The organism is Ruegeria aquimaris (genome assembly GCF_025751555.1).
In the GTDB taxonomy this organism is placed as follows: Bacteria; Pseudomonadota; Alphaproteobacteria; order Rhodobacterales; family Rhodobacteraceae; genus Ruegeria_B; species Ruegeria_B aquimaris.
The window spans coordinates 255501-281409 of sequence record NZ_JAOWLB010000003.1 but is presented as its reverse complement, the minus strand read 5'-3'; the positions used below and the strand labels follow the sequence as shown (position 1 = coordinate 281409).

Annotated in this window: 27 protein-coding genes; 16 read left to right on the top strand and 11 right to left on the bottom strand. The window is 62.0% G+C overall.

Annotation, left to right across the window (positions count from 1 at the left end; translation table 11 throughout):
* Positions 1-4: 4 nt before the first annotated feature.
* A complete protein-coding gene (locus OE747_RS06485) occupies positions 5-1051 on the bottom strand; it encodes a rod shape-determining protein (protein ID WP_263827788.1) in 1047 nt (348 codons plus the stop codon).
* Between the two features lie 164 nt (positions 1052-1215).
* Here OE747_RS06485 and OE747_RS06480 point away from each other — a divergent pair, with 164 nt between their 5' ends.
* Both OE747_RS06480 and OE747_RS06475 read left to right on the top strand, forming a co-directional pair.
* On the top strand, positions 1216-2001 hold the full coding sequence (locus tag OE747_RS06480; RefSeq protein WP_263827787.1) for a 23S rRNA (adenine(2030)-N(6))-methyltransferase RlmJ: 786 nt from the start codon (positions 1216-1218) through the stop codon (positions 1999-2001).
* Between the two features lie 256 nt (positions 2002-2257).
* Positions 2258-4000 (top strand): adenylate/guanylate cyclase domain-containing protein, encoded by a 1743-nt coding sequence (locus OE747_RS06475; protein ID WP_263827786.1) that lies wholly within the window; start codon positions 2258-2260, stop codon positions 3998-4000.
* A 30-nt stretch (positions 4001-4030) separates the two neighbouring features.
* Here the strand turns inward: OE747_RS06475 and OE747_RS06470 are convergent, their stop codons facing one another.
* Positions 4031-5605, bottom strand: a complete 1575-nt coding sequence (locus OE747_RS06470) for a 2-isopropylmalate synthase (RefSeq protein ID WP_263827785.1) — start codon at positions 5603-5605, stop codon at positions 4031-4033.
* A 274-nt stretch (positions 5606-5879) separates the two neighbouring features.
* Here OE747_RS06470 and OE747_RS06465 point away from each other — a divergent pair, with 274 nt between their 5' ends.
* Both OE747_RS06465 and OE747_RS06460 read left to right on the top strand, forming a co-directional pair.
* Positions 5880-6545, top strand: a complete 666-nt coding sequence (locus tag OE747_RS06465) for an SDR family NAD(P)-dependent oxidoreductase (RefSeq protein WP_263827784.1) — start codon at positions 5880-5882, stop codon at positions 6543-6545.
* Positions 6542-8068: a cryptochrome/photolyase family protein gene (locus tag OE747_RS06460; protein ID WP_263827783.1), complete on the top strand. Its 1527-nt coding sequence runs from the start codon at positions 6542-6544 to the stop codon at positions 8066-8068. The genes OE747_RS06465 and OE747_RS06460 overlap by 4 nt, the downstream gene beginning before the upstream one ends.
* Here OE747_RS06460 and OE747_RS06455 read toward each other — a convergent pair.
* The gene (locus OE747_RS06455; RefSeq protein WP_263827782.1) at positions 8065-9486 is read right to left on the bottom strand and encodes an MORN repeat-containing protein; all 1422 of its coding nucleotides are present in this window, start codon (positions 9484-9486) and stop codon (positions 8065-8067) included. The two genes, OE747_RS06460 and OE747_RS06455, sit on opposite strands and share 4 nt — an antisense overlap.
* A gap of 159 nt (positions 9487-9645) precedes the next feature.
* Here OE747_RS06455 and OE747_RS06450 point away from each other — a divergent pair, with 159 nt between their 5' ends.
* The 4 genes from OE747_RS06450 to OE747_RS06435 all read left to right on the top strand — a co-directional run bounded on the left by OE747_RS06450 (position 9646) and on the right by OE747_RS06435 (position 14348).
* A complete protein-coding gene (locus OE747_RS06450; protein ID WP_263827781.1) occupies positions 9646-11304 on the top strand; it encodes an NAD+ synthase in 1659 nt (552 codons plus the stop codon).
* Between the two features lie 102 nt (positions 11305-11406).
* Entirely contained in the window at positions 11407-12096 is a 690-nt protein-coding gene (locus tag OE747_RS06445) for a hypothetical protein (protein ID WP_263827780.1), read from the top strand.
* Positions 12097-12246: 150 nt separating this feature from the next.
* On the top strand, positions 12247-12903 hold the full coding sequence (locus OE747_RS06440) for a hypothetical protein (RefSeq protein ID WP_263827779.1): 657 nt from the start codon (positions 12247-12249) through the stop codon (positions 12901-12903).
* Between the two features lie 113 nt (positions 12904-13016).
* Positions 13017-14348, top strand: coding sequence for an NAD(P)/FAD-dependent oxidoreductase (locus OE747_RS06435; protein WP_263827778.1), 1332 nt, complete (start codon positions 13017-13019; stop codon positions 14346-14348).
* Here the strand turns inward: OE747_RS06435 and OE747_RS06430 are convergent.
* Positions 14345-15277: an MBL fold metallo-hydrolase gene (locus OE747_RS06430; RefSeq protein WP_263827777.1), complete on the bottom strand. Its 933-nt coding sequence runs from the start codon at positions 15275-15277 to the stop codon at positions 14345-14347. The genes OE747_RS06435 and OE747_RS06430 overlap by 4 nt on opposite strands.
* 118 nt (positions 15278-15395) lie before the next feature.
* Here OE747_RS06430 and OE747_RS06425 point away from each other — a divergent pair, with 118 nt between their 5' ends.
* Together OE747_RS06425 and gltX are read left to right on the top strand one after the other, a co-directional pair.
* Positions 15396-15824: a DUF1801 domain-containing protein gene (locus OE747_RS06425; RefSeq protein ID WP_263827776.1), complete on the top strand. Its 429-nt coding sequence runs from the start codon at positions 15396-15398 to the stop codon at positions 15822-15824.
* A 63-nt stretch (positions 15825-15887) separates the two neighbouring features.
* Positions 15888-17213: a glutamate--tRNA ligase gene (gltX, locus tag OE747_RS06420; protein WP_263827775.1), complete on the top strand. Its 1326-nt coding sequence runs from the start codon at positions 15888-15890 to the stop codon at positions 17211-17213.
* 50 nt (positions 17214-17263) lie between these two features.
* Here gltX and OE747_RS06415 read toward each other — a convergent pair whose 3' ends face one another.
* The gene (locus tag OE747_RS06415; protein WP_263827774.1) at positions 17264-17833 is read right to left on the bottom strand and encodes a gamma-glutamylcyclotransferase family protein; all 570 of its coding nucleotides are present in this window, start codon (positions 17831-17833) and stop codon (positions 17264-17266) included.
* A 100-nt stretch (positions 17834-17933) separates the two neighbouring features.
* Here OE747_RS06415 and OE747_RS06410 point away from each other — a divergent pair, with 100 nt between their 5' ends.
* Complete coding sequence (locus OE747_RS06410; RefSeq protein ID WP_263827773.1) at positions 17934-18380, top strand: RrF2 family transcriptional regulator; 447 nt, start codon at positions 17934-17936, stop codon at positions 18378-18380.
* Here OE747_RS06410 and OE747_RS06405 read toward each other — a convergent pair whose 3' ends face one another.
* Positions 18381-20909 (bottom strand): ABC transporter permease, encoded by a 2529-nt coding sequence (locus tag OE747_RS06405; RefSeq protein WP_263827772.1) that lies wholly within the window; start codon positions 20907-20909, stop codon positions 18381-18383.
* Entirely contained in the window at positions 20906-21601 is a 696-nt protein-coding gene (locus OE747_RS06400) for an ABC transporter ATP-binding protein (RefSeq protein ID WP_263827771.1), read from the bottom strand. Before OE747_RS06400 ends, OE747_RS06405 begins: the two co-directional genes overlap by 4 nt.
* A 49-nt stretch (positions 21602-21650) precedes the next feature.
* On the opposite strand from OE747_RS06400, the gene OE747_RS06395 reads away from it, so the two are divergent.
* Positions 21651-22280: an arylesterase gene (locus OE747_RS06395; RefSeq protein ID WP_263827770.1), complete on the top strand. Its 630-nt coding sequence runs from the start codon at positions 21651-21653 to the stop codon at positions 22278-22280.
* Between the two features lie 107 nt (positions 22281-22387).
* On the opposite strand, the gene OE747_RS06390 is transcribed toward OE747_RS06395, so the two are convergent.
* The 3 genes from OE747_RS06390 to OE747_RS06380 form a co-directional block, all read right to left on the bottom strand.
* Positions 22388-22594, bottom strand: coding sequence for a cold-shock protein (locus tag OE747_RS06390; protein ID WP_164129056.1), 207 nt, complete (start codon positions 22592-22594; stop codon positions 22388-22390).
* Between the two features lie 221 nt (positions 22595-22815).
* Entirely contained in the window at positions 22816-23373 is a 558-nt protein-coding gene (locus OE747_RS06385) for a L,D-transpeptidase (RefSeq protein ID WP_263827769.1), read from the bottom strand.
* A gap of 56 nt (positions 23374-23429) precedes the next feature.
* Positions 23430-23813 (bottom strand): hypothetical protein, encoded by a 384-nt coding sequence (locus OE747_RS06380; RefSeq protein ID WP_263827768.1) that lies wholly within the window; start codon positions 23811-23813, stop codon positions 23430-23432.
* Between the two features lie 129 nt (positions 23814-23942).
* Here OE747_RS06380 and OE747_RS06375 point away from each other — a divergent pair, with 129 nt between their 5' ends.
* From OE747_RS06375 to OE747_RS06360, 4 genes are all read left to right on the top strand, one after another.
* The gene (locus tag OE747_RS06375) at positions 23943-24323 is read left to right on the top strand and encodes an acyl-CoA thioesterase (RefSeq protein ID WP_263827767.1); all 381 of its coding nucleotides are present in this window, start codon (positions 23943-23945) and stop codon (positions 24321-24323) included.
* A gap of 155 nt (positions 24324-24478) precedes the next feature.
* Entirely contained in the window at positions 24479-24847 is a 369-nt protein-coding gene (locus OE747_RS06370) for a hypothetical protein (RefSeq protein ID WP_263827766.1), read from the top strand.
* 80 nt (positions 24848-24927) lie between these two features.
* A complete protein-coding gene (trxC, locus tag OE747_RS06365; RefSeq protein ID WP_263827765.1) occupies positions 24928-25353 on the top strand; it encodes a thioredoxin TrxC in 426 nt (141 codons plus the stop codon).
* 93 nt (positions 25354-25446) lie between these two features.
* Positions 25447-25647, top strand: a complete 201-nt coding sequence (locus tag OE747_RS06360) for a YgaP family membrane protein (RefSeq protein WP_263827764.1) — start codon at positions 25447-25449, stop codon at positions 25645-25647.
* Positions 25648-25653: 6 nt separating this feature from the next.
* Here OE747_RS06360 and OE747_RS06355 read toward each other — a convergent pair whose 3' ends face one another.
* Positions 25654-25869 (bottom strand): hypothetical protein, encoded by a 216-nt coding sequence (locus tag OE747_RS06355; RefSeq protein ID WP_263827763.1) that lies wholly within the window; start codon positions 25867-25869, stop codon positions 25654-25656.
* Positions 25870-25909: the final 40 nt, after the last annotated feature.

Sequence of the window (25909 nt, the reverse complement as noted above, 5' to 3'; positions counted from 1 at the left end):
CGCCTTAGCTGTCGTAGTCAATCGCGTGGCGCAGTTGCTTTTCATACTCCAGCGCCTTGCCGGTGCCGAGAGCGACGCAATTCAGGCTTTCGTCGGCGATCGAAACCGCCAGCCCGGTCTGTTCGCGGAGCGCGAGGTCAAGATCGCCCAGCAGCGCGCCGCCACCGGTCAGCATGACGCCCCGGTCGACGATATCGGCGGCCAGATCGGGCGGCGTGGTTTCCAGCGCGGTCATCACCGCCTCGCAGATCTGCTGCACCGGTTCCGCCAGCGCCTCGGCCACCTGGGCCTGGCTGATCTCGATTTCCTTGGGCACGCCATTGAGCAGGTCGCGGCCCCGGATCAGCATCGACTGGCCGCGCCCGTCATCGGGCATGCGCGCGGTGCCGATCGAGGTCTTGATGCGTTCGGCCGTGCTTTCGCCCACCAGCAGGTTCTGCTGACGGCGCAAGTAGCTGATGATCGCCTCGTCCATCCGGTCGCCACCGACACGGACCGAGCGGGCATAGACGATGTCACCCAGCGACAGTACCGCCACTTCGGTGGTGCCGCCGCCAATATCCACAACCATGTTGCCGGTCGGATCGGTGATCGGCATACCGGCCCCGATGGCCGCCGCGATCGGTTCGGCGATCAGGCCCGCGCGGCGGGCGCCGGCGCTCAGCACCGACTGTCGGATGGCGCGTTTTTCCACCGGGGTGGCGCCATGGGGGACGCAGACGATGATCTTGGGTTTCGAGAAGGTCGAGCGCTTGTGAACCTTGCGGATGAAATGCTTGATCATCTCCTCGGCGGTGTCGAAATCGGCGATCACGCCTTCGCGCATCGGGCGGATCGCCTCGATGCTACCCGGGGTCCGGCCCAGCATCAGCTTGGCATCCTCGCCCACGGCAAGAACCTTCTTGACCCCATCCTTGACGTGATAGGCAACCACCGAAGGTTCGGACAGGATGATGCCACGCCCCTTGACATAGACCAGCGTATTGGCGGTTCCCAGGTCGATGGCCATGTCCGCTGCGAACAGACCAGTCAAATTGTCAAAGAACCCCATTGCGGTTGATCCTGCTCTTCTCGATTGTTGCGATTGCCCGCGACTCGACGGCTCGGGGCCGATTGACTTATAGGGCGCGGACGCACTGTGGAAAAGGGCCGAATCCGGCTCAATCAGCGCCAATCCGCCACGGAAAGGCGGGCGAGACAGAGTTAAGGGGCGAAATGCTGTCGTATCAGCACATTTACCATGCCGGAAACCTGGCCGATGTGCAGAAACACTCTGTTCTGGCGGTGGCGCTCGACTATCTGACCCGCAAAGACAAGCCGATGGTCTATCTCGAAACCCATGCCGGGCGCGGGCTGTATCAACTGGATGCGGTCGAGGCGGTACGCACCGGTGAGGCGCAGGCAGGCATCGGCCGGGTCGCACGGGCGGAATGGTTCGATGCGACCCACCCTCTGATGCGGGTTCTGGCGGCGGTGCGGTTGAGTCATGGCGACGCGGCCTATCCGGGGTCGCCGCTGGTGGCGGGGCACCTTCTGCGGCCCGGGGATACCATGCATCTGGCCGAGCTTCATCCGCAGGAACACGCGGCGCTGGAACAGGCGATGGCGGGGTTTCCGGCCCGGGTCTATAAGCGGGACGGGTTCGAGATGGCGCAATCGCTGCTGCCGCCCGAGCCACGACGGGGCATGATGCTGATCGACCCCAGTTACGAGGTGAAATCCGACTATGACCGGATCCCTGCGGTGATAGCCCAATTGCACCGCAAGTGGAATGTAGGTGTTATCGCGCTCTGGTACCCGGTCCTGACCGATGGGCGGCACAAGCCCATGTTGACGGCGCTGGAACGGCTGGACCTGCCCAGGGTTCTGCGGCACGAGGTGCTCTTCCCACCTGCACGCGAGGGTCACCGGATGGTCGGGTCGGGCATGTTCCTGATCAACGCGCCCTTCGGGCTGACAGAGGAGACGGCAAGACTTTCGGCGCTGTTCTCGCAACTGTGACACGGCGCAGGTTTGCAGGGGTCAAGGGGCGCCTAAACAACCTCACCATACGGCCGCCTGATACTGGTAAACCATGCGGCGGCAACGTGCATCGCCGTTCTCGTTTAGCCATGTCTGCACGCCTGACGTAAAGCTGAGCGCCGCAGGCCTTTCTTCGGGCGCCTCTCGTCTGCTTTGACTCCGTGCATTCCAGACAATGGAAACATTTGGAAGTGCGGTATCTTCTGGTCTACTATCATCTTCGGGGAGTGACCTGATGGACCGAAAACTGGCAGCTGTTCTGGCGGCGGACATGGTGGGCTACAGCCGACTCATGGAAGCCGACGAGCAAGGTACGCTGGCACGGTTGCGAACCCACCGTATCGAACTGATCGATCCGTCAATCACCCTTAATCGGGGCAAGATCATCAAGACGACGGGCGACGGGATGCTGGTCGAGTTCTCCAGCGCCCGCGATGCGGTCGCCTGTGCGGTCGAAGTGCAGACGCGGATGTGTCGGCGCAACATGGATGTCCCCGAGGACCGGCGCATCCGGTTTCGCATCGGCGTCAATCTGGGCGATATCATCTGCGAGGACGGAGACATCTTTGGCAGCGGCGTCAACGTCGCCGCGCGGCTGGAACAAGTGGCAGGCATAGGCGAAGTGCTGGTCTCCTCGGCGGTTTACGATCAGGTTTGCCGGCAGATGGAACTTCAGTTCCAGGATATGGGTGAGCTGTCCCTGAAGAACCTGAGCCATCCGGTGCGCGCCTATCGTGTCGCGCTTGAGCTGCCGTCGATACCGTCAACAATGTCCCGGGGATCTGGCGCGGAACAAACCAAGGTGGTGAAACCGACCATCGCCATTCTGTCCTTTGCCAACATGAGCGGGGATCCGGAACAGGAGTTCTTTGTCGATGGGTTGACCGAAGACCTGCTGACCGAACTCAGCCGACGACACGAGCTTTTCGTCATCTCGCGCAACTCCAGCTTCGTCTACAAAGGGAAGGCGGTGAACCTGCGCGAAGTGTCTGAAAAACTGGGCGCACAATACATCGTCGAAGGCAGTGTCAGAAAGGCCGGAAACCGCCTGAGAGTCACCGTGCAGCTGATAGACAGCGACCGCGACACCCATATCTGGGCCGAGCGCTATGACCGGGAAATGGACGACATCTTTGCCATTCAGGACGAGATCACGACAGCAGTGGTCGCGACGCTGCCGGGCCGGATCGAGGCGTCGAAGACGGATCAGATCGCGCGCAAGAAACCATCGAACCTAGCGGCCTATGAATGTGTACTGGCCGCAAAGGTGCTGCACCACCGCAGCACGCCCACCGACAACGAGGAGGCGATCCGTCTGATTGACCGGGCCATAAGCCTTGATCCCGAATACGCACATGCGCACGCGTGGAGCGGGTGCATTCGGGGCCAGGCCTGGGGCTATGGATGGAGCGACGATCCCGCCGACATGTATGCGCAAGCCGAAGTCGCCATCAGGAAGGCGGCAGAACTGGATGACAATGATGCCGATGTTCATCGCCTGATGGCCGCAATCCAGATCATGCGCAACGATTTGGGCAAGGCCCGGTACCACCAGGAGCGCGCCTTGTCGCTCAATCCCAATTACGATCTGGTTGTCGTGCAGATGGGGGAGCTGCTGACCTGGATGGGCCAGCCTGAGGAGGGGGTCGAATGGATCGAAAAGGCCATGCGGCTCAATCCGCATCACCCCGCCCGGTTCTGGAGCCACTTGGGCAAGGCCCATTTCTGCGCCCGCAACTATGACCAGGCGATCGACGCATTCCATCACCTGGGGGCCTTCGACGTCTTGCAGAATGTATTTCTTGCCGCATGTCATGGGTGGCGCGGCGACGAGGGCGAGGCCCGCCGCCATGCCGATCTGGTTCTGGCCTCTCAACCGCAGTTCAGCGCCGGGGAATTTCTGTCCATGACCCATTATGGCCGCGACGAGGATCGCGACCATCTGCGTGAGGGAATGGCGCGTGCCGGGCTGTCATAAGGCACGGGCCCGCATGGCGGGCTCGGCGCTTCAGGTCAGGTCCTTGTAGCTGATCTCGCGCATGTCTGCACCGGGTCCGGCTTTTTCACGGCGCACAATCAGACGGTTGAGCGCGTTGATATAGGCCTTGGCACTGGCCACTACCGTGTCGGTATTGGCCGACTCGCCGGTGGCAATCATGCCGTCCTCTTCCAGCCGGACGCTGACCGTGGCCTGGGCATCCGTGCCCTCGGTCACCGCATGCACCTGATAGAGTTGCAGATGTGCCTCGTTGGGATGCAACGCGCGGATTGCCTTGAAGCTGGCATCCACCGGCCCGTCGCCATGCGCCGTGGCGCTGACATCCTTGCCGTCGATCTCCATCTCGACCGTGGCCTCGGCCGGGCCGCCGGTGCCGCAGATCACCTTCATCGACACCAGCTGCAAATGGTCCTGTTCGGCATTTTCGCCCGAGCGCATCAGCGCGATCACATCGTCGTCGAACACTTCTTTCTTGCGGTCGGCCAGTTCCTTGAACCGCACAAAGATATCCTTGAGCTGGTTGTCGCCCACCTCGTAGCCAAGATGTTCCAGCTTGTCGCGCAGCGCCGCGCGCCCCGAATGCTTGCCAAGCGGCAGCGAGGTGCCGGAAAGGCCGATATCCTCGGGCCGCATGATCTCGAAGTTCTCGCGGTTCTTCAGCATCCCGTCCTGGTGGATGCCGCTTTCATGGGCAAATGCGTTCTTGCCCACGATGGCCTTGTTGAACTGTACCGGAAAGCCCGAAACGGTCGCCACCCGGCGCGAGATTGCCATGATCTTGGTGGTGTCGATACCGGTGTGCCAAGGCATGATGTCGTGGCGGGTTTTCATCGCCATGACCACCTCTTCCAGGGCGGTGTTGCCGGCGCGTTCGCCAAGCCCGTTGATGGTGCATTCGATCTGGCGCGCGCCACCGGCCACGGCGGCCAGGCTGTTGGCCGTCGCCATGCCCAGGTCGTTGTGGCAATGGGTGGCAAAGATCACCTGGTCGGCGCCGGGCACGGTCTCGATCAGGCGGCGGATCAGGCTCGCCGATTCCTCGGGCGCGGTATAGCCGACGGTATCGGGGATGTTGATGGTGCTGGCGCCCGCCTTGATGGCGATCTCCACCACCCGGCACAGGTAATCCCATTCGGTCCGGGTCGCATCCATCGGCGACCATTGCACGTTTTCGCAGAGGTTGCGGGCGTGGCTGACGGTTTCATGGATTTTCTCGGCCATCTCGTCCATGGTCAGGTTGGGAATGGCCCGGTGCAGCGGCGAGGTGCCGATGAAGGTGTGAATACGGTTCTTCTCGGCGTGTTTCACCGCCTCCCAGCAGCGGTCGATATCGGCGAAGTTGGCGCGTGCCAGCCCGCAGATGCGGCTGTTTTTCGCACGTCTGGCAATTTCGCTCACCGCCTTGAAATCGCCTTCCGAGGCGATGGGGAAACCGGCCTCGATGATGTCCACGCCCATCTCGTCGAGCATCTCGGCAATCTCGAGTTTTTCGCTATGGGTCATGGTGGCGCCGGGGCTTTGTTCGCCGTCGCGGAGCGTGGTGTCAAAGATCAAGACGCGGTCTTGGTCGGTCGCATGGGTCATGTCGGTAACTTTCGTATCTGTCCTAAGCCAAATGGCGCGCAAGCCTCCTCCTCTGAGCGGGCGCGCCGAAGGGCACGCTCAGAGGCGGATTAGGATCAGTAGACCACGCAGATCGCCGCCACGAATGGCGGTGCCGGTCAAAGGGATATCTGCGCGGTTGATCATGACAAAAGGTTATACAGGCCGCATCGTGAATGGAAAGAGCGAAAATGCCACGGTTGAAACTCTGATCTCTCATGTTGATCACGATTCATTTCCCGCTAGCTGACGTGACATGGAAAAAGCGCTTGTCATAGGGGCCTCGGGCGGGATCGGTGCTGCGATCGCGGCGCATCTCGATCGGCAGACGGTGATGGTCACCCGACTATCCCGCTCAACCGACGGGTTCGACCTCACCGACGAAAATGCTGTCGAAACGAGACTGTCGAGGCTGGATGGTCCTTTCCAACTTGTCTTTGTGGCCACCGGGGCATTGGAAATCGATGGCAATAGGCCCGAAAAATCGCTCCGTGCCATTTCGGCGCGCGCCATGCTCGATCAGTTCGCGCTGAACGCAGTTGGTCCGGCTCTTGTGCTGCGTCAGGTGTCACGGCTCCTGCCCCGGGATCGCCGCGCCGTCTTCGCTGTTCTCTCGGCCCGGGTCGGGTCCATTGAAGACAACCGTTTGGGGGGGTGGGTCAGTTACCGGGCGGCAAAGGCAGCGCTGAACCAGATCGTCCGATCCGGCGCCATCGAACTGGCGCGAAGCCACAAGCAGGCCATATGCGTCGCACTGCATCCCGGCACTGTGGCGACGGCGTTTACCGAGCGTTATCTGGGCCGTCATCCCGCTGTTTCACCAGATCAGGCGGCCTCGAACCTTCTGCGGGTGATCGACGACCTGACGCCCGCACAAACCGGTGGGTTCTTTGACTGGGCAGGAAAGGAAATCCCCTGGTGACCCGGCTTGTCCTGGTGTTGGGAGATCAACTGAGCGAAAGCTTGTCGGCGCTTGCGTCGGGGGACAAGGCCAATGATCTTGTCGTCATGGCCGAGGTGGCTGCCGAAACGGATTATGTCCGCCATCACCCAAAGAAGATCGCTTTGGTTCTGACCGCCATGCGCAAATTCGCCATCAGGCTGCGCGCCCTGGGCTGGACCGTGGCCTATACGCGGTTGGATGATCCGGAAAACGCTGGGTCGATACCCGCAGAACTCTTGCGCCGGGCTGACGAGAACGGTTCGGGTGAGGTTCTTGTGACCACACCGGGGGAGTGGCGCCTGATCACATCACTACGAGATTTGCCCCTGACCGTGCGGTTCCTGCCGGATGAACGGTTTGTATCCCGGGGTTCCGACTTTCGGCGCTGGGCCAGAGGGCGTAAACAGTTGCGCATGGAATGGTTCTATCGCGACATGAGGCGCAAAACCGGCCTGTTGATGGAAGGCGATCGACCGGCCGGCGGGAAATGGAACTACGACACGGAAAACCGAAAAGGACCGCCGACAGACCCGGCTTTCCCCGCTCCCATGCGATTTGAACCCGACGCGATTACCCAAGAGGTTCTGGCTCTCGTCGCAGACAGGTTTGGCCTGAACTTCGGCAGCTTGCATCCTTTCTGGTTTGCAACCGACCGCGCTCAGGCGCACTTGGCGCTGGATCATTTCATATCACAGGCCCTGCCGCTGTTCGGAGACTATCAGGACGCGATGCTGTCGGGGCAGCGGTTTCTCTACCATGCGGTCATTTCACACTATTTGAACATTGGCTTGCTGGAACCTTTGGAGGTTTGCCGTGCCGCCGAGGCGGCCTGGCAGCAGGGGAGGGTTCCGCTAAACTGTGCCGAGGGCTTCATCAGGCAGATTATCGGCTGGCGGGAATTCGTGCGCGGCATCTATTTTCTTGAAGGTCCAGAGTACACTTCGCGCAACCTGCTGGACCATCATCGCGATTTGCCGCCGCTCTATTGGGGGGCGAAAACGCGCATGCATTGCATGGCCGAGGCGGTTTCGCAGACAAGGGAGGAGGCCTATGCCCATCACATCCAGCGCCTGATGGTCACGGGCAACTTTGCCCTGCTTGCGGGCGTGGACCCGCAGAAAGTTCACGAATGGTATCTGGCGGTCTATGCCGATGCTTTCGAATGGGTCGAGGCCCCCAACACGCTGGGCATGAGCCAGTTTTCCGATGGTGGCGTCGTTGCCTCCAAACCCTATGTATCGAGCGGTTCTTACATCAACAGGATGTCAGACTACTGCAGCCAATGTTCCTATGACGTAAAGGCCAGAACAGGTGCGCAGGCGTGCCCTTTCAACCTGCTCTACTGGCATTTCCTTGACAGGCATCGCGACCGGTTTTCCGACAATCCCAGAATGGGCAACATGTATCGGACATGGGATCGGATGGAGGACACGCAGCGGCAAACGGTTCTTGCCGACGCCGATACGTTTCTCTCAAGACTGGAGGCGGGTGAAACGGTCTAGCCGTCCGACGCGGCAGGCGCCGTCTCTCCGCGATTCAGCGCACCATTGTCCCAGTTGCCGGTCTCTTCCTGGCCACTGGCATACTTCATTGTGCCTTCTCCCTGACGCTTGCCATTGCGGAAATGGCCCTCGTAGACATCGCCATTGGCATAGGTGGCCACGCCCAGGCCGCTGATCTTGCCGCCTTCCCACTGGCCCTTGTAACGGAACCCGTCCGCCATAACGATTTCGCCATCACCCTCGCGCTGCCCGTTCACATATTGGCCGGTATAGACCGAACCATCCGGATAGGTCGCCTTGCCCTGGCCATGGCGAACGCCATCCTGCCAGCCACCTTCATAGCGATATCCATCGGCATAGGTCATGATGCCCTGACCATGGTTGCGCGCATTCTTGAACTCGCCCTGGTACACAATGCCGTTGGCATAGGTGGCGGTGCCCGTGCCCTCGATCACGCCGGCGACCCAATCGCCCTCATAGCTCGATCCGTCAGGATAGGTAATCTTGCCCTGGCCATCCGCCAGGTCGGTGCGGAAGTTGCCTTCGTAGACCGACCCGTCGGGATAGGTCACACGTCCTTGGCCTTCGATCTGCCCGGCCACCCAGTCGCCGGTGTAGACATAGCCGTCGGTGCCGGTGAAGGTGCCCTTTCCCTCGCGCCGGTCATCGGCGAACTGGCCTTCATAGACATCGCCGTTGGCATAGATGACCTTGCCCATTCCCTGACGGCGCCCAGCGACCAGTTCGCCTTCGTAGACGTCGCCATTCGCTTGTGTCAGGGTTCCGGTCCCGTTGATCTGGCCATCGGCCCAGAGTCCGACATAGACCAGCCCATCGGGCAAGGTCAGCTTGCCGTCCCCGTGGCGTTGACCCGCCAGAATCTGACCTTCGTAGATCGCGCCGTCGGGATAGGTGATCTTGCCCATCCCCTCTTTTTCGCCATCCACCCAGTCGCCGTCATAAACATAACCGCCGGGGCTTTGCATCACGCCTTTGCCGTGGTGTTTCGCGTCGCGAAAGCCGCCTTCGTAGCGGACACCGTTGGCATAGGTGGCGACACCCTGGCCATTGATGACGCCGTCGCTCCACTCGCCCTCATAGGTGCCGCCGTCGGAAAAGGTGATCTTGCCCATGCCTTCGGGTTTGCCCTTGGCAAACTGCCCTTCGTAGACAGACCCGTTCGGAAACCGCGCGACACCCCGGCCGCGGATTTCTCCGTCGACCCACTCGCCCGCGTATTCATAGCCGTTGGGCAACCGGTATGTACCGGTCCCGTGCTGGAGCCCGCCCCGAAACGTGCCCTCGTAGACGCCCCCGATATCATCCTGCGTCGTCAGGACCTGCACGTCCTGCGCAAATGCAGCCTGTGAAACAGCTATCGCCACAACGAAAGCGATACGTCTGGGGATTCTGGTCATTCCTGTGCCTCTGTCTGCCTTGTCGGCCGTCTGATGCTGTGCGGCACGGCAAAATTACGGCAGGCTAAGGGCAGGAGCAATGTCTTTTGGCGCATTTGGCTTTCCCTCGCGCGTCGATCTGGTAAATCGGCTATCCGAGGGACAGGCTGAGAGGGCAATATGGCCGGGCGTTTCCGAATTACTTTGGCGCAACTCAACCCGATGGTCGGTGATCTGGCCGGCAATGCGGCCAAGGCCAGACAGGCCTGGGCGCAGGGGCGCGATGCTGGGGCGGACCTGGTTGCGCTGCCTGAAATGTTCATCACTGGGTACAACACCCAGGATCTGGTGTTGAAACCGTCTTTTCACAAGACCGCCATTTCGATGATCGAGACACTGGCCCGCGATTGCGCAGACGGCCCGGCGCTGGCCATTGGCGGCCCCTGGGTCGAGGAGGGCAAGCTCTATAACGCCTACCTGATCCTCAAGGGTGGCAAGATCGCCAGCCGCTCGCTCAAGACCCATCTGCCAAATGAAACCGTGTTCGACGAGGTGCGCATCTTCGACGCCGGTCCGCTGGGCGGGCCCTATTCGGTTGGCAACACCCGCATCGGCAGCCCGATCTGCGAGGATGCCTGGCACGAGGATGTGGCCGAGACCCTGGCCGAGACCGGGGCCGAGTTTCTGCTGGTGCCCAATGGTTCGCCCTATTTCCGCGACAAATACGATGTGCGGATCAATCAAATGGTGGCGCGGGTGGTCGAAACCGGGCTGCCGCTCATCTATCTCAACATGGTGGGCGGTCAGGACGATCAGGTGTTCGATGGTGGAACCTTTGGGCTCAACCCCGGTGGTTCACTGGCGTTCCGCATGCCGGTGTTTGACGAGACCGTGGCCCATGTCGACCTAGAACGCGGGCCCGAGGGCTGGCGCATCGCCAAGGGCGAGATCGCGCCGCTGCCTGATGCCTGGGAACAGGACTACCGCGTGATGGTCGAAAGCCTGCGCGACTACATGCGCAAGACCGGCTTTGCCAAGGTGTTGCTGGGCCTGTCCGGCGGAGTGGATTCGGCGCTTGTGGCGACGATCGCCACCGATGCGCTGGGCGCCGAAAACGTGCGTTGTGTGATGCTGCCGTCGGAATACACCAGCGCCGAGTCGCTGGCGGATGCCGAGGCCGTGGCGCAGGCGCTGGGCGTGCGCTACGACTATGTGCCGATCTCGGAAAGCCGGGCGGCAGTGACCAATACGCTGGCGCCGCTCTTCGCCGGGACCGAACCGGGCCTGACCGAAGAGAACATCCAATCCCGCCTGCGCGGCCTGTTGCTGATGGCGCTCAGCAACAAGTTTGGCGAAATGCTGCTGACTACCGGCAACAAGTCCGAGGTGGCGGTGGGCTACGCCACCATCTATGGCGACATGGCGGGTGGCTATAACCCGATCAAAGATCTCTACAAGACGCGGGTGTTCGAAACCTGCCGCTGGCGTAACGCCAATCACCGGCCCTGGATGCTGGGACCTGCGGGCGAGGTGATCCGGCCCTCGGTCATCGACAAGCCCCCCAGCGCCGAGTTGCGCGCGGATCAGAAGGACAGCGACAGCCTGCCGGATTATCCCGAACTGGACGCGATCCTGGATATCCTGGTCGATCAGGACGGCTCCATCGCCGATTGCGTGGCCGCCGGGTTCGATCGCGACGTCGCCCGCCGGGTCGAGCATCTGATCTATATCAGCGAGTACAAGCGTTTTCAGTCGGCCCCGGGTGCCCGGCTGACCTCGCGTGCCTTCTGGCTGGACCGGCGTTACCCCATCGTGAATCGCTGGCGCGACCCGAGTTGATGCCGTCATGCGAACAATGGAGCCGGGGCAGACGGGATTATCCCCGGTCTCAACTCGATTTGAGGCGAATTTGACCCAAATGTGACATTTTCTGGGCGTCGGGTGCGTGATGATGGCAAAATCGCCAAAGTTACCGCCCTTTGCCCGCAAGCCGGGCGCAAACCAGGGCGATGGATACTCGTATCTGGGATGTGTGCCATGTTGAATCCTCTGAATGCCCCCCCGCAAAGGGTGGAAATGCTCAAATCGCCTCCGCGCGAATTCAACGAAGCCAAAATAGATCAGGTAGTTCAAGAAGTTATGCGCGAAGAAGCAGCCAAGCCCAAGGTCAAGCCGCGCAAGACCCTCCCAGAGATTGCGCCCGCCGTGCCAATGCGGGAACAGGGCGAGGGCGGCACCAAACGCAAACCACGCTATCAGCCGAAGTTCCGCCACTCGGCCGCGATTCTGGCCCTGGCGCTGATGATCGGTTGGCCCTGGCTGCTGCCGACCTTGTTGGGGCTTGCGATTCTGCTGCCGGTGATTGCCTGTCTGACGCTGGGGTATGATCGCATTTGCAGGGCCGTCGTGGCTGCCTTCGCCCGGTTTTACCGGTTCAGCCCGGTTCAGGCAGAGGCGTTGCGCCGCTGGGCAATGCGCCGTGTCGCCGGATTGGAGCGGCTGCTGGCGCGTCTGCCGGATCGTTGGACCGCCGGGCTCTATCTGCCGGATTTTGGACCCACACCAGACAGGCCCGACAGGATGCAGCAGGATCCGTTCGAAAGAATTCGCATGGACCAGGCCGAAATCTGACCCAGGAGCAATGTCGGAACAATTCCCTTTGCTGCCATAATTCAGCCCGAATGGTGCCCGATTTGCCTTTTTACAGTCCATATAGGCAAGCGAAGACCATAAAAGTGGCGGTTTTGCCCGAGCAGTGAAGGCCGTCTGGACCAGGCGGACATGGGGAAGAAGCCGAACTCGCTTGGGAACAGTCAAATGAAAGCGCCTCATTCGCTGCACCTGTCCGCTGACAACATGATCCGGTCCGAGGGACTTGACGTCGATGATCAGACGATCGACGCAACCATTCGAGCCCTCTTGGCCAGCGACGTTTTAGGCCCGCGGCTGCACCCCGTCCGGGAGACCCTTCGCGAAGAGCAGCAGGCCTCGGAACAGGAGCAGCCCGTCCGCTCTGCTTCCGGCCCGGCGTGGCGCTATTTTCTGGACAATCCGCCGGGATGGCGGGTTTCGCTGGTCATTCTCGTTTTGGCCATTCTGGTCGGTTGGCCGCTCTTGTTACTGGGCACCTTCGGATTGTTCATGGCAATCCTCGCGATCTCGTACTTCACGCTTGGCCATGATCGTTCGGTCGAGATTGGTCTTCAGGGATTTGGCCTGCTTTCCCGCTTTAGCCCAAGACATGCCGAGTATTTGAAAGACTGGGCCGCACGGCAAACCACGGCGATGGAGCGTTGGCTGTCATATTTGCCGGAAAGCTGGGTTTCGGGGTTGTACCTGCCAGATTTCGAGGCCGAAACCGGAATGCCCGAAAAGATGCAAATGGACCCGTTTGACAGGTTGTACGAACGCCTGCGCAACCCGGATGCCGAGCTGTGAGTGCAGTTTTGCCACAACTGTCCGGGATGTGATCCGGCGCGTCGATTTTGCCCCTTCCGTCCGGGCCGGTCGGGCTACATCACTGGCACAGATTGCGCCATTGATTGAGCCCTATGCCCGGACCCCGCCCAACCGATTTCTATTCGGACCTCGCCCTGCCCAAGCAGGTCGAGGTCGTTGTGATTGGGGGCGGCATCATCGGCGTCTCGGCGGCGCTGGAGCTGGCCGAGCGGGGTGTATCGGTCCTGCTCTGTGAAAAGGGCCAGATCGGGGCTGAGCAAAGCTCGCGCAACTGGGGCTGGGTGCGGTTGGGCATGCGCGACCCGCGCGAGATTCCGCTGATGCAGGCCGCGCTGGAGATCTGGGGCGGGTTGGATGCCCGGCTGGGCCGCAGCACCGGTTTTGTCCGCTCGGGTATCCTGTTTGCCGCCTCGGGGCGGCGTGACGCGGGAAATCTGGAACGCTGGGCGCGTCATGTGGACGGACTGAGCACGCAGGCGCGGATGATTGAGGGCGGCGAGATCGCCACCTGCCTGCCGGGCCACCGCAATCCGCCGCGCACGGCGCTGCTGATGCCGCAGGACGGCCGGGCCGAGCCGCAATGGGCAGCCCCGGCGATTGCCGAGGGCGCGCGCGACCGGGGCGCACAGATTCTCACCGCTTGTGCGGTGCGATCTCTGGATGTTGAAGCGGGACGCATCACGGGTGTCTACACCGAACGGGGCAGGGTGGCTTGTTCCGGTGTCATCCTGGCGGGTGGTGCGTGGTCGCGTCTCTTTGCGGGTAACGCGGACATCTGCCTGCCGCAACTCAAGGTGCTGAATACGGTCCTTCGCAGCTCACCGGTCAACGGTGGGCCCGATACGGCGTACTGGTCGGACCGCTTCGCCATCCGCCGCCGTGCCGATGGCGGCTTTACCATTGCCGACGGGACGCAGAATACGGTTGACTTGGTGCCCGACAGCTTTCGCTTGGCGCGCCGCTTCTTGCCCGCGTTCCGGCAGGAGTGGCGCTCGCTCCGTTTTCGCGTTTCAGGCCGCTGGCTGGAGGAGGCACACTATGCACGCCACTGGTCGCCGTCCGACGTGACCCAGTTCGAACTGACCCGCATCCTCGACCCCGAGCCGTCGCAGAAACACATCCGCCATGCCTGGGCGGCGGCCCGGAACGCCTTTCCGGTGCTGGAAGGCGCGGAGATCATGCAGAGCTGGGCCGGGATGATCGACGTGACGCCGGATGCCATTCCGGTCATCTCGAATGTCGAGCAGATGCCGGGCCTCTACATCGCGACGGGCTTCTCCGGGCATGGATTTGGCATAGGGCCGGGCGCCGGGCGGCTGATCGCCGATCTGGCGACCGGCGAAACCCCGGTGGTCGATCCTTGGGAGTTTCGCCTGTCACGGTTCACCGATGGCAGCCGCATAGCGCCCGACCCGGGCTATTAGCCCATCAACTGATAGCTGACCGGAACAAAGCGGAAGCCTTCGCCACGGGTCTCGACATAGCCAACCGCCGGGAACGGCATATGGTATCCGATCATCGGAACCCGGTCGGCAGCCAGCATGCCCAGGATATCGCGGCGCGAGGCAGTGGCCTGGGCCTTGTCCATGTCGAACATGACCTCCCATTCGGGATGTGCGAACGACCAGACATAATGGTTGGCCAGGTCCGCCGTCAGCATCAGCCGTTGCCCGTCGCTCTCCAGCATATACCCCATGTGGCCGGGGGTATGGCCACGGGCGTCCACTGCTGTAACGCCGGAAACAACCGAGCCGCCTGGTTCGACAAAGGTCATCTTCTCGGCCAGCGGCGTCACATTGGATTTCACCAGATCGCCAACCCGGTTGCCGGCCTCTGCCTTTGACCAGAAATCGTACTCCGTGGTGCCGGTGACATAGCGGGCATTCGCAAAGGTCGGCGCGCCATCGGTCATCATGCCGCCGATATGGTCGGGATGCATATGGGTGATCACGACCACATCAATGGCATCGGGGGACACGCCAGCCGCATCCAGCGCCTTGGCGATACCGCCCTGGCCGAGGCCGGTATCGAACAGCACCAGTTCTGCACCGGTATCGACCAGCGTCGGGGTGAAGAAGAACTGAGCCATGTCCGCAGGAATGAAATTCTCTGCCGATACCCGGGCGAAATCCTCATCACTTGCGCCACCGCCAAAGATGCCTTTGGGATTGTCCCGGGGCAGGCTGCCATCCAGCAAGGTGGTGACCCCGAACCCGCCCAGTTTGAACGAACGGGCAATCGGCGCTGCTGCCTTGCCGCCATGCGCGGCGGCGAGCACGGGCCTGGCAGTGGCTGCCAATGTAAGAGCGGATGCCCCCGCCAAGGCGGCGCGGCGCGTGAACTTGATAGTCATCGAAACACTCCCAGGGTTGAACGAACACCGTAGAGCCTAGGTCGAACACCCGGTTCGGCAATGTGGGAAAATGCGCGGAAACCTGTGCAAGAATCGCAATGGTCCCTAAAGTGGTGTCATGGTGACGAACAAGACGGTTCCCACAGGCGCGGACGTCGATCTTTTCCTGTCCGCGATCACGCCGGAGGCGAGGCTTTCGGATGGCGTGCGTCTGGACGCCCTGTTTCGCGAGGTGACCGGCTTTCCGCCGGTGATGTGGGGGCCGTCGATGGTGGGCTACGGGCGATATCACTATCGCTATGCGTCGGGGCGCGAAGGCGATTTCCTGGCCACCGGGTTCTCGCCCCGAAAGGCGGCGTTCAGCATCTATATCATGCCGGGTTATGCCGATTTCTCCGACATCCTTGCTCGGCTGGGAAAACACAAGACCGGCAAATCCTGTCTCTATGTTACAAGACTGTCGGATATCGACCTCGATGCTCTGGCCGAGCTGATCGAGGCGGGGCTCGAAGATCTCGCCCGCCACTGGCCGGTCTTTCCGGCCTGAACACCCGCGCCGCTGGACAAAATGCCGCCTCTGTGACAAGGGACGCGGCAACAGGAGATGTCCATGACCACCACCCGTTTTGCCCCGTCGCCCACCGGCTATATCCATGTCGGCAATCTGCGCACCGCGCTGATGAATTACCTGATCGCCCGCAAGTCGGGCGGCACCTTCATCCTGCGGATCGACGATACCGACCCGGAGCGGTCGAAAGAGGAATATGTCGACGCGATCAAGCAGGACCTGGAATGGCTGGGCCTGCACTGGGACCGGGTCGAGCGCCAGTCCGAGCGGCTGGACCGCTATGCCGATGCGGCTGACAAGCTGCGCCAGATGGGCCGGTTCTATGAGGCGTTCGAAACGCCCACCGAACTGGACCTCAAGCGCAAGAAGCAGCTCAACATGGGCAAGCCGCCGGTTTACGACCGGGCCGCGCTGGATCTGACCGAGGCTCAGAAGGATGCATTGCGCGTCGAGCGTGGCAATGGCGTCTGGCGGTTCAAGCTGGACCAGCAGCGGATCGAGTGGACCGACGGTATCCTGGGCGACATCTCGATCGACGCGGCCAGCGTGTCCGATCCGGTGCTGATCCGCGGCGACGGTCAGGTGCTCTATACGCTCGCCTCGGTGGTCGACGACACCGATATGGGCGTCACCGACGTGGTGCGCGGCGCCGACCACGTGACCAATACCGCGACCCAGATCCAGATCATGGCGGCGCTTGGGTTTGATCACCCGCGTTTCGCCCATCATTCGCTGCTGACCGGCCCGCAGGGCGAGGCGCTGTCCAAGCGCCTTGGCACGCTGGCCCTGCGCGACCTGCGCGAACAGGGGGTGCAGCCGATGGCTCTGCTCAGCCTCATGGCGCGGCTCGGATCGGCCGATCCGGTCGAGATGCGGGGCGACATGGCCGAGCTCATCGAAGGGTTCGACGTGACCCGGTTCGGCGCCGCGCCGACCAAGTTCGATGTGCAGGACCTGTTCCCGTTGACCGCCCGCTACCTTCAGGGGCTGCCCTTGTCCTCGGTCGCCGATGCCGTGGCCGCCGCCGGTGTCCCCTCGGATTTGGCCGAGGCGTTCTGGTCGATGGCGCGCGAGAATATCACGACGCTGAACGACCTCGAAGGCTGGTGGATCCTTTGCCGCGACGGCGCCGAACCTCTGATCGAGGACGAGGACCGCGCCTTCATCGCCGAGGCCATGGCTCTGCTGCCCGAAGGCCCGTTCGACGGCGGGACCTGGTCGGCCTGGACACAGGCCGTGAAAGAGGCCACGGGCCGCAAGGGAAAATCCCTCTTCATGCCCCTGCGCAAGGCACTGACCGGGATGGAGCGGGGCCCGGAAATGGCAACGCTGCTGCCCCTGCTGCAAGTGATCCGCGCCCGCGGCTAGGCCGGGGGCGGATGATATCACGAAGCGGTGGGCAGCAATGCCTGCCGCTTTCAGATCATGCTTTCGACGTTTGCCGAAACCGCCGCCAGATGGCTGTCGACAAGCGCGGTTTCTGAAGGCTTCAGGACCTGATGCCGGGGATAGCGGGGCGCCGCGCGGTCGTTGATGATCGGCGCTTCCCAGCCGTCTGTCGTGGCAAAGAAACGCTCTACCCCCGCCTCGCCGAAATGGCGCAGGTACCCCTGAACCACCACGTCGATATAACTCAGTAGGATCGGGTGCCGGGTGCTGGGCAGGCTCTGTTTTTCGGCGGCAACCGCATAGACGGCGATGTCGACCGGGCGGGTAAGGTCATGTGACACCGCGCCGGTCACCGGAACCCGGTCATAGGCCCATTCGCGCGCATCCAGCGCCGCCCAGTCGTCATGCGGGACATGGGCAATCATACCCTCGATCTCGCAATCGGGATCGGGGGTTGCGGTCAGAAACGCCACCTGGCGCAGATCGGTGTGCCGCCAGACCCGCCGCCATCCCTTCAGCCGCGCCGGTCGCGGGTCGGGAAAATCATGCGTCATCAGATTGACCAGGCTACCGTAACCAAAGAAATAGGGGTCTGGCATCGTCCATTCCGGAAAAACAAGCAATTGATGTATGTCAAACAGGTTTTTCCGTGGATGTGCAATAAACCTGCATCGAATATCCCATTGGGGAGGAACCCGTATGCGCATCACCAAGCGGACCAACATCGCCGTTCGGCTGTTGATGTATTGTGCCGCCCACCAGGGTCGGCTTGTCACCAAGTCTGAAATCGCCGATGTCTGCAACATCTCCGAAAACCATCTGGCACAGGTCATCAACCAGCTCAGCCAGCTTGGCTATCTGAACACACAGCGTGGCCGCAATGGCGGCATGTGCTTGGGCAAGCCCTCGGACGCGATCCGCATCGGCGAGGTCTTTCGCCATGTCGAAGGCAATCTGCCGATGGTCGAATGTTTTGCGGATGCCGACAACAGTTGCCCGCTGACCGATGCCTGCCGCCTGAAACTGGCGCTCAGGGATGCGGCACAGGCGTTCTATGCCTCGCTGGACGAGATCACCCTGGATGCGCTGGTCTGTGACAACACAGACCTGCTGAAGATCCTCAATCCCGTCATGTGCGCCCGGTAATCACTCGCGCGCGCGCAGTACAGCCGCAGAGCGCGCGGCCAGCGGCCGCCAGGCAAAGATGAGCCCGGCAGCCGTTGTCACGATGACACCACCGGCCACGATCATCAGGGCCGAAGGCCATATGATCGTAAAGCCGGTTTCAAAGACAAACGTACCAACCGCCCAGGCGCCCAGCAGCCCGGCCGACAGGGCAATCGCGCCCGCGACTGCCCCGAGCAGGGCGCTGCGCAGCAGGAAGCTCCACAGGATGAGCCCGCGCGTCGCGCCCAGGGTCCGCAGGACCGCAGCCTCGTAGAGCCGCGCCACCTGGCCAGCGGCCGCCGCGCCGATCAGGACCAGGAATCCGGTCAGCAGCGATGTGCCGGCCCCATAAGAGGTCGCCGTTGCCAGCCCCGCCAACACATCCGATGCCCGGTCGATGGCATCGCGGACGCGGATTGCGGTGATATTGGGGTAGGCCGATGCCAGATCCCTCAGGATCGCGGCTTCGGCCCGCTCCTCGGCATAGACCGTGGCGATATAGCTATGCGGGGCGCCCGCCACCGATGCGGGATTCAGGGTCATGACAAACCCCATGCCGGCGGTCGAGAAATCCACTTCGCGGAAGGATGCGATGGTAGCCTCGATATCCCGGCCCAGGATGTTGACCGTCAGCGTGTCTCCCAGGCGCAACCCCAGCTCTTCGGCCTCTTCGGCGGCAAAGCTGATCAAGGGCGGGCCTGTGTATCCGGCGGGCCACCACTCACCGGCGGTCAGCCGGGTGGTTTTGGGTAGCGCTTCGGCATAGGTGATACCCCGGTCGCCGCGCACCACCCAGTGATTTCCCGCGACCTCTTGCGCGGGTTGGCCGTTGATCCGTGTGATGACGCCGCGCAGCATGGGTGCGCTTTCCACGCGGGTCACAGACGGATCCTCGTCCAGCCGCGCGTTGAACCCGTCGATCTGGTCCTTCTGGATATCGACGAAGAAATACGACGGCGCCACATCCGGCAGGTTACCCGAAATGGCGACCCGCAGGTTGCCGTCGATCTGCCCGACCGCAGACAGAACCGACAGCCCCAGACCCAGCGACAGCATGACCGGGAACGCGCCACCGCGACCTGTCGAAATGGCCGCCAGAGCCCAGCGCATCGCTGGTTTGCCGCGCACCATCGGGGCCGCGCTGCGGGCCAGAAAACGAGTGGCGCCTGCGGCCAGCGACAGCAGGACCAAGGCGCCGCACAATCCGCCAATGGTCCAGAGCGTCAGCTGCGCCGACCCGCTGAACCACATGGCCAATCCGATGAGCAGACCCAGCGCCGCCAGAATTGTCAGCAGATACGGCCAGCGTGGAAACCACGACGCCTGGCTGAGCGCCTCGCGAAAAAGGGTGGCGGCGCGAATGTCTTCGGTCCGGGCCAGCGGCCAGAGCGTGAAGATGAAAGCCGTCAACAGACCATAGATGGCGGCCTCTCCCAGCGGGGCGGGGTAGATCGCAAAAACGGCCGGTACCGGTAGCTGCGCGGTGATCAACGGCGCCAGAAGCACCGGCGTCAGCCCGCCAAGCGCCAGCCCCAGAACGATCCCCAACAGTGAAAGCGCGCCGATTTGCAGGAAATAGAGCTGAAAGATCGTCCTCCGGTCCGCGCCCAATGTCCGCAAGGTCGCGATGGTGGCGGTCTTGTCGGCAAGATAGGTCCGCACGGCAACCGACACCCCGATGCCACCGACCGCAAGGCCGGACAGGCCCACGAGGATCAGAAAGGCGCTCAGCCTGCGTGTAAAATCCGCTATCCCCGGGGCGCCGTTCCGGGCGTCGGTCCACCGCATGCCGGTTTCGGTGAACTGGCCCTTGGCCTCGTCAGCGGTTTGCCTCAGATCGGCCCCCTCGGGCAGGTCCAGCCGGTATTTTGTCGTGAACAATGTGCCAGGTTGCAGCAGGCCCGAATTGGCAAGATCGCCAGACAGGACCAGCGTGCGCGGGCCTAGCGCGAACCCGTCTGCCAGGCCATCGGGAATACTGCGGATTGTTGCGCGCAGGACAAACTCCTGCTCGCCCAACCGGAACCTGTCGCCCGGACGCAAGCTCAACCGGTCAGACAGCGCGCGTTCCATCGTCGCGCCAGGCAACCCGTCGACTGTGGCGAAGGCATCGGCAAGCGGCATGGGCGGATCCAGAACCACTTGTCCCAAAAGAGGATAGGCCGCGTCGACCGCCTTGACCTGGGTCAGGACCCGGTCTGCTGCATCGCCCGATCCGACAACGGCCATCGACCGGAAATCCACCAGTTCGGATATCTCGGCGCCCGTGCCCGCCATCCAGTCCCGTTCCGCATCGGTGGCAAAGCGATAGGTGAACCGCATCTCTGCATCGCCACCCAGCAATGCGGCCCCCTCGCGCGCCAGGCCGGTCTGGATCGCGCTACGCACCGAGCCCACGATGGCAATGGTGGCTACCCCAAGGACAAGGCAGGCCAGAAAAATCCTGAAACCACGCACGCCGCCGCGCAGGTCGCGCCGTGCCAACCGAGCCGCAAGGCGCAGGCTCATGCGCCCGTCTCGTTGTTGTCATCCGCGACAATACGGCCGTCACGTATGCGCACGACCCGGTCGCACCGGCGGGCGAGCGCATCGCTATGCGTGACCAGAACCAGGGTCGATCCATGCCGGTCGCGCAGACCAAAGAGCATCTCGATGATCGCGGTGCTGTTGGCCTCGTCCAGGTTGCCGGTCGGTTCGTCGGCCAACAGGATCGCGGGCCGAGGGGCCGCGGCTCGCGCCAGGGCCACGCGCTGCTGCTCGCCGCCCGAGAGCTGAGCCGGATAGTGCCCCGCCCGGTGCTTGAGCCCCACCGCCTCCAACTCTGCCTCTGCGCGCGAAAACGCATCGCTCCGGCCCGCCAGTTCAAGGGGCGTGGCAACGTTTTCCAGCGCGGTCATCGTCGGGATCAGGTGAAAGTTCTGAAACACGATCCCCATCGACCCCCGGCGAAACCGCGCAAGCGCGTCCTCGTCGGTATCGTTCAGATCCTTGCCCAAGGCCCGGACACGCCCGCCGGTTGCCCGCTCCAAGCCCCCCATCAGCATCAGGATCGAGGACTTGCCGGATCCGGACGGGCCGACGAGACCCAGAGTCTGCCCTTTTGGCACGCTCAACGTAATGCCATGAAGAATTTCCACCTGCCCTGCATTGCCATCGAACGACAAACGGGCATCTTCTAGGGATATGGCGTGGTCATTCATGGGTAAGCCTTCGTTAAGGATCACAATGGGATATGGAGTACAGGCTGGCATGCGCAAGGTTCTTTTTTGGCTTATGTTGGGTGTTGGGGCTGTCCCAGTCGCCGCCGAACCGGTCGTGATCGCGGCATTGGGCGACAGCCTGACCCAGGGTTACGGGCTGCCAGCCGATGACGGTTTTGTTCCCCAATTGCAGAGCTGGGCACGCGCCAAGGGGGCGGATGTCATCCTGATAAATGCCGGCGTTTCCGGCGATACCTCGGCAGGTGGCGCCGCCCGCATCGGCTGGACGCTGACGCCTGACGTCGACGGGCTGATCGTCACCTTGGGCGGCAATGACCTCTTGCGCGGTCTCGCACCGGACATGACCCGGCGAAACCTGACCGAAATTCTGGTCGCTGCGCAATCGGCTGGCGTAGCGGTGTTACTGATCGGAATGCAAGCGCCGGGCAATTACGGGGTGGAGTACAAAACCAACTTCGACGCGATCTACCCCGACCTCGCAAATCAGTTCGATACGCTGTACGTGCCCAGCTTCTTTTCGGCCCTGGGCGAGGATCCGGCCAGTATCGTCGCTCTGATGCAGGGTGACGGCATCCACCCGAATGCCGAAGGGGTCGGCCGGATCGTCGAGGCTGTAGGACCCGCGGTGCTGGAACTCATCGAACGGGCGGACAACTGACCAAGGCCAGCAATGCCCGCACCCATCGGGACCCGCGCAAATGGCAAAAGCGGGAAGAAGATGGTGCCAAGGGCCCGGTCAAACGGCCCCTTGGACGTGCATTGTGCTTAGAGCAGCTTCAGGTCAACCGCCGATTCCCGGCCATCCCGGCCAGGTTTCAGCTCATAGCTGACCTTCTGATTGTCTGCGAGCCCGGTCAGCCCCGAACGTTCCACGGCGGAGATATGGACGAATACGTCCTTTCCGCCGCCTTCGGGGGCAATGAACCCAAAGCCCTTGGTGGTGTTGAACCATTTGACGGTGCCGGTGGCCATCGTCCTCTCTCCTGTAGTCTATTCTGCCCGCGACGTGCGGCAGGTCGGCTCGGTCAGTGCAACATCGAAAACTGAGCCTGTCAGGGAGCAGTGAGGTCGATAGCGTAACTTTGCAGAAATAAGAAATGCAGTTGGATTCCTCTTTTTTCAAGAAAAATCGCACATCCAATTCAATATCCGCCAGAGATCCGGCGCATCCCGGCAGCTATGTCGGCATCCGTTCAGAGAACGTTGACCCTGGTTCCAATCGGTACCCGCGCATACAGATCTATCACGTGTTCGTTGAGCATCCGGATACATCCGTTCGACGCCGCTTGGCCAATCGTTTCCGGCTGGGTGGTGCCATGGATGCGGAAATACGTGTCCACCCCGTTCTGGAAAAGATAGAGCGCCCGGGCGCCCAAGGGGTTTCCCGGCCCTCCGGGTTGCACATAGTCGTTGCCGACGAACTTCGCATATGTACGCGGATCCCGCTCGATCATCTCCTGGGTGGGACGCCAGGTCGGCCATTCTTTCTTGACGTCGATCGTGGCGCTGCCGGTAAACTCCAGCCCGGCTTTTCCAACGCCGCACCCGTACCGGATCGCCTTTCGCGGCTCGGTTACAAGGTAAAGGTAATACGAGCGCGGCAGGATCATCAAAAGCCCTGGTTCGAACTCTTTCTTGATGCGCACTTCCTGTGGGGTCGGATCGAATGCCGCTTGTGCATCGGCCTGAATGGCCCAGTGGATTCCGATTGCGGCCGTTGCTGTCGCAAGGAAATCGCGTCGCGTGAACATCAATACCCTCCTTATTGCCAGGTCCTGAGGCATTTTCGGCTGGCGACGCGCGCGGGTCAATGCGTTTGGCGGTCGTACCGGAAAAGTGATGACACCGCAGCCGCCGCCAGTGCGCAAGTCGCAAGCCATCCCAGGTACCAGGCCTGTCCGGCCAGAGCGTCTTCGGCCAGCGAGTCCGCGAACCTCAGCTTTCCCTCTTTCGCGACGGCAAAGGCAAAGAAGGTAAGCAGGGAGAAGCCGACAAGCCGCATGTTTCGCGGAATCCGCAACACCCAGGCTGTCATCGCAAGGCCAATCCCCAATGGTATCCCCGCCCAGATCACCTTGTCCGCCCACCAGGGATCGGCGCCAAGCCGTTGCGCGAGGCCGGTCAGCTGGATCGCAAATGCGGTGGCAACCAGCATGATCCCGGGGAAAAAGATGCGAACAAAGGGTGTCATGGTGTTCATCTGATGCCTGTCTCGTTTTATAAAAGTCCTTGTCTCGGCTTCGTGATCTTCGTTGCGAAGGTTCCGACAAAACGGTTTAGATTGTCTGAAGCCGCGTCGCAGCATCTGGAGGAACGGAGCATGCCGGATAATCAACCCAACGGAGAACTGACGCTGCGGACCTTGGCAATGCCGCGCGACGTCAATGTGAATGGCGACATTTTCGGCGGCTGGGTGCTGAGCCAGATGGACATCGCCGCCGGGATCACTGCCGGTGCCCGGGCCGCGGGACGGGTGGCGACGGTTGCGGTGGATACCATGAAATTCATCCGTCCGGTGCGGGTCGGGGATGTCTTGTGCATCTACTGTCAGATCGCGCGCGTCGGACGCACATCCCTGGCCATCGAGATCGAAGCCTGGGTCTTGCGCGACCGGCAAGGTGTTCGGGAGAAGGTGACCGAGGCCGTGTTCACCTTTGTCGCAATCGACGAGCAGGGGCGGCCGAGACAGGTCGACGCATAAGCTTGCAGCCGAAAGCTGCCAGCCCATGAATTTGCGAAAAATCCCGCTTTTCCAAGAATAGGAAAGCGATATGCTTCTCACTCGGGCGCCCGACTCAGTGTGACGGGCCAGAGTGGACCCGACGGGTATCCGGCGCCCTGAGCTTGGAGAATATCATGCAGATTCTGGTGGGCGTTGCCGGTTTGTCGCTGGCGGTGCTTGTCTATGCCTGGGCGTTTGGTCTCGCACACGATCCGGACGGGCCCAAATGGGCGCACAGGCAGTTGTTCGCCTCTGTCGCGTCGCTTGTTTCAACGTCCCTTGCTCCGGTGGGAGCGGGTTACCTGACCGCCGGCCTCTTGTGGCCGGATACTCTGGGGTTGCTCGTGGGGCTGACCGCAGGGGCGGTGATGGTGCCGGTGGTCTGGGTGCTCTCACGCCGCCTGTTGCAGCGCGCGAAGAAACCCGGCGCAGAGATCGTGCCCCTGCCCGGTGGTCCGGGAAAACCCGTCGTCCCATCATCTGCGCGGCGTCTGGCAGCGTGACGCGATCAGAGGGTGGGGTCTTGCGGCCCCACCTTTCACAACCTATGTCAATTTCCGAATATGAACGTCGGAGGCGCGACATGGGTGACAAGACTTTGACCTGCCTGGCCTGCGGGCAATTGAACCGGGTGCCCGAGGAACGGTTGACCGCCGGGGCCAAGTGCGGCAAATGCGGCCAGGGTCTGGTGACCGGGGAAGCGGTGGATGTTGATCCTGCCATCCTGGAAAAAGCAAAGAAAAACGATGACTTGCCTCTGGTCGTCGATTTCTGGGCGCCGTGGTGCGGACCGTGCAAGATGATGGGCCCCGAATATGCCAAGGCGGCAGGCACCCTTGTCGGGCAGGCGCGGTTGGTCAAGCTCGACACGCAAAGGCACCAGTCGACCGGCGGGCGATATGCCATCCGGGGTATTCCTACCATGGTCGCCTTTGAACGCGGCAAGGAAAAGAAACGGCAGTCGGGCGCGATGCGGGCCGGGCAGATCGTGAGCTGGATTCAGAACTGATATTACATTCTCATACTTGAATGTGAATGAAATCGAGGCTACATTGAAGTCAAGGTCGGGCGGGGTGCCCGGCGCTATTCAGGAGTTGGATGAATGACCCTCGATCGTGCCGTGATGATGTTTGCCGGCTTCATGGTTCTGCTCAGCGTAGTGCTGACCGCGCTGGTTTCGCCGCTGTGGATGTGGCTCACCGTTTTTATCGGCGTGAACTTGATTCAATCTTCGATCACCGGCTTTTGCCCGGCGGCCATGGTGTTGAAAAAGCTGGGTTTCAAGGCCGGTACCGCGTTCTGATCCCGTCTAACCTGTAACCGTCCTGACGTCGCCCATCGGGTCGGCGCCAGGCGTTTGCTCGCTGCGCAGCAGCAGCAAGAGGATGATGCAGATGGCGACGGCGGACCCGATCGCGGGGTAGAGCAGCAAGCCGACCCACAAGGGCAAGTCCCAGAGCACACAGGCGGAAATGCTGGTCATGAGACCTGCAAGGGTTCCCAGAACTATGCCGAGCCAAGCCATGTTTCCTCTCCCCGGATCCTCAAGACATGACGATGAGACG

Coding starts and splice junctions, on each gene's coding strand:
- OE747_RS06385 (WP_263827769.1), bottom strand. CDS start 23,373: ATGTTCACGCGACGCGATTTCCTTGCGACAGCAACGGCCGCAATCGGA.
- OE747_RS06425 (WP_263827776.1), top strand. CDS start 15,396: ATGGTGACGAACAAGACGGTTCCCACAGGCGCGGACGTCGATCTTTTC.
- OE747_RS06435 (WP_263827778.1), top strand. CDS start 13,017: ATGCCCGGACCCCGCCCAACCGATTTCTATTCGGACCTCGCCCTGCCC.
- OE747_RS06475 (WP_263827786.1), top strand. CDS start 2,258: ATGGACCGAAAACTGGCAGCTGTTCTGGCGGCGGACATGGTGGGCTAC.
- trxC (WP_263827765.1), top strand. CDS start 24,928: ATGGGTGACAAGACTTTGACCTGCCTGGCCTGCGGGCAATTGAACCGG.
- OE747_RS06430 (WP_263827777.1), bottom strand. CDS start 15,277: ATGACTATCAAGTTCACGCGCCGCGCCGCCTTGGCGGGGGCATCCGCT.
- OE747_RS06450 (WP_263827781.1), top strand. CDS start 9,646: ATGGCCGGGCGTTTCCGAATTACTTTGGCGCAACTCAACCCGATGGTC.
- OE747_RS06400 (WP_263827771.1), bottom strand. CDS start 21,601: ATGAATGACCACGCCATATCCCTAGAAGATGCCCGTTTGTCGTTCGAT.
- OE747_RS06390 (WP_164129056.1), bottom strand. CDS start 22,594: ATGGCCACCGGCACCGTCAAATGGTTCAACACCACCAAGGGCTTTGGG.
- OE747_RS06405 (WP_263827772.1), bottom strand. CDS start 20,909: ATGAGCCTGCGCCTTGCGGCTCGGTTGGCACGGCGCGACCTGCGCGGC.
- OE747_RS06375 (WP_263827767.1), top strand. CDS start 23,943: ATGCCGGATAATCAACCCAACGGAGAACTGACGCTGCGGACCTTGGCA.
- OE747_RS06410 (WP_263827773.1), top strand. CDS start 17,934: ATGCGCATCACCAAGCGGACCAACATCGCCGTTCGGCTGTTGATGTAT.
- OE747_RS06380 (WP_263827768.1), bottom strand. CDS start 23,813: ATGACACCCTTTGTTCGCATCTTTTTCCCCGGGATCATGCTGGTTGCC.
- OE747_RS06455 (WP_263827782.1), bottom strand. CDS start 9,486: ATGACCAGAATCCCCAGACGTATCGCTTTCGTTGTGGCGATAGCTGTT.
- OE747_RS06395 (WP_263827770.1), top strand. CDS start 21,651: ATGCGCAAGGTTCTTTTTTGGCTTATGTTGGGTGTTGGGGCTGTCCCA.
- OE747_RS06470 (WP_263827785.1), bottom strand. CDS start 5,605: ATGACCCATGCGACCGACCAAGACCGCGTCTTGATCTTTGACACCACG.
- gltX (WP_263827775.1), top strand. CDS start 15,888: ATGACCACCACCCGTTTTGCCCCGTCGCCCACCGGCTATATCCATGTC.
- OE747_RS06370 (WP_263827766.1), top strand. CDS start 24,479: ATGCAGATTCTGGTGGGCGTTGCCGGTTTGTCGCTGGCGGTGCTTGTC.
- OE747_RS06480 (WP_263827787.1), top strand. CDS start 1,216: ATGCTGTCGTATCAGCACATTTACCATGCCGGAAACCTGGCCGATGTG.
- OE747_RS06440 (WP_263827779.1), top strand. CDS start 12,247: ATGGGGAAGAAGCCGAACTCGCTTGGGAACAGTCAAATGAAAGCGCCT.
- OE747_RS06415 (WP_263827774.1), bottom strand. CDS start 17,833: ATGCCAGACCCCTATTTCTTTGGTTACGGTAGCCTGGTCAATCTGATG.
- OE747_RS06360 (WP_263827764.1), top strand. CDS start 25,447: ATGACCCTCGATCGTGCCGTGATGATGTTTGCCGGCTTCATGGTTCTG.
- OE747_RS06465 (WP_263827784.1), top strand. CDS start 5,880: ATGGAAAAAGCGCTTGTCATAGGGGCCTCGGGCGGGATCGGTGCTGCG.
- OE747_RS06485 (WP_263827788.1), bottom strand. CDS start 1,051: ATGGGGTTCTTTGACAATTTGACTGGTCTGTTCGCAGCGGACATGGCC.
- OE747_RS06355 (WP_263827763.1), bottom strand. CDS start 25,869: ATGGCTTGGCTCGGCATAGTTCTGGGAACCCTTGCAGGTCTCATGACC.